Origin of the sequence: Streptomyces sp. NPDC020192, from assembly GCF_044388685.1 — a bacterium.
Lineage (GTDB): Bacteria > Actinomycetota > Actinomycetes > Streptomycetales > Streptomycetaceae > Streptomyces.
The window spans coordinates 1-5,304 of sequence record NZ_JBIRXG010000089.1; the positions used below are offsets into that span (position 1 = coordinate 1).

The window sequence follows — 5,304 nt, forward strand, 5'->3', positions numbered from 1 at the left end:
TGCGGTGGCGAGGGAGTCCAACTCTGTCTTCACACACTGACGTTGGACTCCCTCTCCTTGCGCGCGCAGCCGATCCCTTGGAATCGATCATCTAGTTCAGATCGGCGAGGAGGCCGTTCAGGGCCCGTGTGAGGGCCGAGGCGTTGGCCGGATCGAACCAGGTGGTGCGGATGCGCTCGTTGTTCCCTTTGGGTGTCTCGTGATCGGCGGCGAGTTGGTGCAGGGGGCGGGTCTCGTCGCTCAGGGAGCGGCCGACGTTCTGGAAGAGGCCGCGCACATACCGGTCGGCGGCGTCGGGGGCGATGCCATGGCCGGTGGCCCACGAGGTGAGCGTGGCGAGGTAGGCGTAGTGGGCGCTGAGCGTCCCGGTCAGTGCGGAGAAGACGTTGAAGGCGGCCTCGTCCGCGACCGAGAGCGCTCCACCCAGCTGTTCAAAGAGAGAGTCCACCACCGGGTGTGAGGGGCAGGTCACGGTGACGGAGCGGCGCTCGCGCACGGCGGGCAGCGGGATGGCGCGGACGATCGGGGCGCCGGTGGCGAGGGTTCGGCGCAGCTCGTCGGTGGCGACGCCGGCCATCAGGTTGACCACGGTCTTGTCGTCGTCCAGCTTCAGCCCGGTGAGGGCCTCGTGGTGGTCCTGGCGGCGCACGGCGATGATCACCACCTCGGAGCGGTCCACCACCTCCTGGTTGTCGGCGCACACCTGGACGCCCTCGTAGCGCTCGGACAGTTCCGCGGCGGTGCGGGCCCCCCAGGGAGAGAGGAAGACGTCTGGAGACGCACCGCCCTCGTTGCGCAGGCCCTCGACGATGGCCCGGCCGATCTCGCCCACTCCGATGATGCCGATGTGCTGCACTGTGTCTTCCTCCATGGCGTGTGGTGGTCGTGACCTGTGGTGGTGCATATCTGTACGGGTGCGATGTTGTCGTCGGCTCCTTGAGTGCGGAGCCGCATGGGGCCGGGGTCACGTCAGTCGCGGTCTCCTCCACAGCAGTGCGATCGCGACGACGCCTGCCAGGCAGGGAATCATCCCGGCCCAGCCCAGCTGTGGCGGCAGTCCGGTCGCGCCGGTGGTGTCCTTGGTCAGCAGCCCGGCCAGTCCGACGCTGGTGCCGAGCATGAACATCACGGTCGCGGCGGGGCGGGCCCACCGTTTGCCTGCCTGGACAGCCCAGGCTGTCGTGAGCCAGGCAATGACGCCGAGTGCTCCGATGACGGACAAGACGACCAGGTAGGTGGTGACGGCCGAGTCGATCCGTGCCTGGGGGTAGCTGGGATAGCCGGCGCGGATGTGGGCGGCCAGCAGATGGGTGGTGCCGCGGTCGACGTACGTGGCGATCGTCGCGAGGACAGTGAGCGCAAGGCCCGCATACATCGCTGCGAGCGCTCCTCGCGCATGGTATGGCTTCGTCACCAGGGTGCTTCTCCCTTGATTTTCCTTCATTGGTCGATCAGGGCGATGCCGTGGTCGCTGTATCGGGCGCCCTGGGCCCCGGTGTCGGGGACGGCGGCGTCGATGTCGCCGAGGTCGGTGGCGGTCAGGTGCAGGTCGAGGGCGGCCAGGTTGTCGCGCAGGTGGGGGCGTCGGGAGCTGCCGGGGATGGGGATGACGTCGCTGCCGCGGGTGAGGAGCCAGGCGAGGGCGGTCTGGGCGGGGGTGGCGCTCTTGGCGGCGGCGAGGTGGGTGATGGCGTCGACGATGGTCAGGTTGGCCTTGAGGGCGTCGCCGTTGTAGCGGGGGGCGGTGGCGCGGAAGTCGCCGGGTTCGTAGCGCATGGTGGCGCGGACGGCCCCGGTGAGCAGGCCGCGGCCGAGGGGGCTGTAGGCGATCAGGGCAGCGCCGAGACTGCGGATCGTGGGCAGGATGTCGATTTCGACATGGCGTTCCCGCAGCGAGTACTCGGTCTGGACGGCGCTGATGGGGTGGATGGCGTGGGCGCGGCGGAGGGTGGCGGCCGAGACTTCGGACAGGCCGATGTGGCCCACCTTGCCCTGGTCGACCAGGTCGGCCAGGGCGCCGACGGACTCCTCGACGGGGACGGCGGGGTCGATGCGGGCGAGGTAGTACAGGTCGATGTGATCGGTGCGCAGCCGGCGCAGCGACGCTTCGCAGGCACGCCGCAGATCGTTGGGTGAGCCGGCGGGCACCAGGCCCTCGGCGGTGCGCCGGACTCCGGTCTTGGTGGCCAGCATGGCGCGGTCGCGGTGCGGTGCGAGGGTTCGGCCGAGGAGTTCCTCGTTTGCTCCGTCGCCGTAGAAGTCGCCGGTGTCGAACATGGTGACGCCCGAATCGAGGGCCTCCAGCACAGTGGCCGCAGCCTCGCGCGGGTCAGTGGGGCCGTAGGCGCCGGTCATGCTCATGCAGCCGAGGCCAAGTCGGGAGACCGGCGGGTCCGAGGGTGGGGGGCATCGTTGCTCCGTCACTTCGCCAGGGCCGCGCGGAGGAACGCGAGGATCTCCGCCTGAGCGGCCTCGGCCTGTGGTTCCACGCGGGGCAAGGTGAGGAACGCGTGCTTTGCACCCGGGTATTCGGAGAGCCGCACGGAGGTCCCTGCCTCGCGCAGCCGCTCGGCGTAGCGGCGGCCGTGGTCGGCGACCGCGTCCTGGGTGGGCACCACCACGAGCGCCGGGGCAAGCCCGCTCAGGTCGTTTGCGTACAGCGGCGAGACTGCGCCGGCGTCGGCTCCCGGCGGGACGGCGAGCCGCTGGAAGAGCCGCAGTTGCGGCAGGGCCTGGGTCGGGCTGTATGCGTACTCGGCGATCGAGGGGTGGTCGAACATCGTCTCGGTCACGTCGACTGCGGGGTTGACCAGCACCTGCGCATTGAGCTTCAGGCCGGCCTCCCTGGCTCGGATGGCCGTCAGCGCGCTGATCAGCGCGCCGCAGCTCTCACCGAAGACGGCCGCGCGCGCCGGGTCGACGCCCCACTGCGCTGCGTGCCGCACCACGTGCTGGAGCACGTCCCAGCCGTCGTCGGCGGCATTCGCGAGCGGACTGCCGGGGGCGAGGAGGCGGTGCTCGACCGAGACGACGAGGGCGGGCAGCCCCGCGGCGAGGCGGCTGTTGGTCCAGTCGCACTGCACCGCCGTGCCCACGAAGCTGCCTCCGTGGACATGGACCACGAGTGGCAGGTCGGTGCGGGCTGCGGCTTCGGCGTCTCCCGTCGAGGCCGGCCGGTAGACCCGGACCGGTAGGTCGCGGCCGGGCAGCGCGATCTCCTGCCAGGCGATCGCGGCGCCGGGGTCCGGCTCGCCGAGGATCGTCCGCGCCGCTCTGGAGGCCCGCCAGTGGTTCTCCGCGTCGCGGTAGGCGAGCAGTTCCTCGGTCGTGATCGCCGAGAAGTCCGGCTCCGGCGGCCGTGTCGCGGTAGTGGTCTCGCTCATGTGTCCTTCTTCCCTCCCGGCCGGATGTCGGGTGTGTCGTTGTGGCCGGACAGTGCGTTGCCCTCATTATGCACGCACTGCGTGCATCAACAAGTGCATAGGTTAGGCTGGGCACGGACGAGAGGGGCGAAATGACGGGCCGAAGGCGATGGTCGACCGAGGAGATCCTGGACACGGCGGCGGAACTGCTGCGCACGAGCGACGCCGAGTCGTTCAGCGTGCGCAAACTCGCCGCAGCGCTCGGGACCGACTCCTCCAGCCTCTACCGGCACTTCCGCAACAAGACCGAAATGCTGCGCGCGGTAGCCGACCGGATCCTCATGACTGCCATGGACGGCTACCACCCCGAGGGCGACTGGAAGCATCGCATCACCGCCCTGGCCCTACGCCTGCGCGATGCCTTCGGCGAGCAACCCCAACTCGCCGGGGTGTGGGGGCACTACGGGTCCGGCGGCACCGGATCCCGATTGGTCATGGAAGAGCTGCTGCAGGCCCTGCGCGCATCAGGCCTGCCCGACGAGGAGGTCCCGGCGCGATATCACCGCACCGTGATCCTCCTCGCCGCGCTGATCGCCTCCGAGGCTGGTATCAGCACCCTCACCCCCAAGGAGTGCGAACAGGGCATGGAGCAGTTCCGCGTCGCGGTGCTCGGCGCCGACCCCGAACACTTCCCCGCCCTGGCCCACTTCGCCCGCGACGTCCGCCCCCTCGGAGCCGACCGCCGCGCCGCATTCGAAGAAATCCTCGCCGCCCAACTCGCCCACATCGAGGCCCGGATCCCCTGACGCGCCGGATCACGCATGCCATGCGGTCGGGTCGCGCCGCTGCCCCAGGCCCGGTTGCCGGAGGCCGGATGTAGGAGCAGCGGCCGAGGAAGTTGATGTGGTCGTACCAGAGCGAGGAGAGCCGGGCGGCCGTTCAGACCGAGCCTGCCCGGTCGCCTGCCGGCTGGGCAGTGGGCACTCCGGGCGCGGGGCGGGGGCTGGGAACCCTGGCCGTCGTCACGGCGCCGGCCAGTTCGAGGTGGGAGTTCATGTCCAGCTCGAAGCGGCCATAGGGGTTCACGTGGGTCCAGAACAGCGGGGACAGGGCCCGCCGGTCGGCGTCGGTGAGCCGCTTCTGCCACTTCTCCTCGTTCAGGATGTCCTGGAGGAGCAGGGTGTTGACGTGCACCAGCGCGGACTGGAGCAGGTGCAGGGCGAGCATGGAGACTTCCTGGGACTCCTTGTCGGAGCCGGCCAGGTCGCCGTCCTTGCCGTAGAACAGGTCGTGGTTGGCGGAGTTCCAGTTCTCCACGACCTGGAGCCCGTCGTTGATCTCGCGGCGCAGGTCGGCGTCAGCGAGGTAGTCGCAGATGAACGCCGTACGCACCGCGCGGCCCAGTTCCTCGATCGCGCGGTAGGTGGGGTGCTTGGGTCCGCCGCGGGTGAAGCGGCGCAGGACCTGTTCGGCCTCGGCGGTGCCCAGGCGCAGGGCGGTGGTGTACTTCACGATCTGGTCGTACTGCTGGCGGATCAGGTCCCAGTCGATCGTCTTGGTCGACAGCACCGGCGCCAGGTTCGGCCACTTCTCGTCCTGACCGGCCGCCGGCCGGTACAGCCGCGCCGAGGCCAGCCCGGCGTGCGGCTGCGGATGTACACCGACCTGCGGCAGGCCCTCGAGGACGACACCCTGCCGGAGCCGGCGCCCGCCGCAGAGTAAGACGTGGTCCGCCACCACGGGGGGAGCGACGGACCCGCCTGCGCGCACGGTGCCACATTCGCCCCAGGTACGCGCGTTACTGAGAGTGCGGAACGTGACCTTCCGTCCGGCTTGTCGTCGCTCGCTGGTGTGACGTTGGGACATTGCCGCCGGTCAGGCGTTCGGGGTTCGCTTGGCTTGTGGCATGAGCATGCGCAAGTCGTACCCGAGCGATCTCACC

At 70.0% G+C, this 5,304-nt stretch carries 6 protein-coding genes; 1 reads left to right on the plus strand and 5 read right to left on the minus strand.

Features of this window, described 5'->3' with window-relative positions:
- Nucleotides 1-91 precede the first annotated feature (91 nt).
- The 4 genes from ACH47Z_RS46815 to ACH47Z_RS46830 all read right to left on the minus strand — a co-directional run bounded on the left by ACH47Z_RS46815 (nt 92) and on the right by ACH47Z_RS46830 (nt 3,383).
- Entirely contained in the window at nt 92-871 is a 780-nt protein-coding gene (locus ACH47Z_RS46815; protein WP_399086651.1) for an NAD(P)-binding domain-containing protein, read from the minus strand.
- Between the two features lie 93 nt (nt 872-964).
- Entirely contained in the window at nt 965-1,375 is a 411-nt protein-coding gene (locus tag ACH47Z_RS46820) for a hypothetical protein (protein WP_399086654.1), read from the minus strand.
- A 65-nt stretch (nt 1,376-1,440) separates the two neighbouring features.
- Complete coding sequence (locus ACH47Z_RS46825) at nt 1,441-2,424, minus strand: aldo/keto reductase (protein ID WP_399086657.1); 984 nt, start codon at nt 2,422-2,424, stop codon at nt 1,441-1,443.
- The gene (locus ACH47Z_RS46830; protein WP_399086660.1) at nt 2,421-3,383 is read right to left on the minus strand and encodes an alpha/beta hydrolase; all 963 of its coding nucleotides are present in this window, start codon (nt 3,381-3,383) and stop codon (nt 2,421-2,423) included. Before ACH47Z_RS46830 ends, ACH47Z_RS46825 begins: the two co-directional genes overlap by 4 nt.
- 131 nt (nt 3,384-3,514) lie before the next feature.
- On the opposite strand from ACH47Z_RS46830, the gene ACH47Z_RS46835 reads away from it, so the two are divergent.
- Nucleotides 3,515-4,168: a TetR/AcrR family transcriptional regulator gene (locus tag ACH47Z_RS46835; RefSeq protein WP_399086664.1), complete on the plus strand. Its 654-nt coding sequence runs from the start codon at nt 3,515-3,517 to the stop codon at nt 4,166-4,168.
- Between the two features lie 133 nt (nt 4,169-4,301).
- Here the strand turns inward: ACH47Z_RS46835 and ACH47Z_RS46840 are convergent, their stop codons facing one another.
- Nucleotides 4,302-5,132 (minus strand): Tn3 family transposase, encoded by an 831-nt coding sequence (locus ACH47Z_RS46840; protein WP_399086667.1) that lies wholly within the window; start codon nt 5,130-5,132, stop codon nt 4,302-4,304.
- Nucleotides 5,133-5,304 lie beyond the last annotated feature (172 nt).

What these genes read in the sequence shown, in the direction of transcription:
- ACH47Z_RS46815 (WP_399086651.1), bottom strand. Translation starts at nt 871, where the DNA reads ATGGAGGAAGACACAGTGCAGCACATCGGCATCATCGGAGTGGGCGAG.
- ACH47Z_RS46820 (WP_399086654.1), bottom strand. Translation starts at nt 1,375, where the DNA reads ATGTATGCGGGCCTTGCGCTCACTGTCCTCGCGACGATCGCCACGTAC.
- ACH47Z_RS46830 (WP_399086660.1), bottom strand. Translation starts at nt 3,383, where the DNA reads ATGAGCGAGACCACTACCGCGACACGGCCGCCGGAGCCGGACTTCTCG.
- ACH47Z_RS46835 (WP_399086664.1), top strand. Translation starts at nt 3,515, where the DNA reads ATGACGGGCCGAAGGCGATGGTCGACCGAGGAGATCCTGGACACGGCG.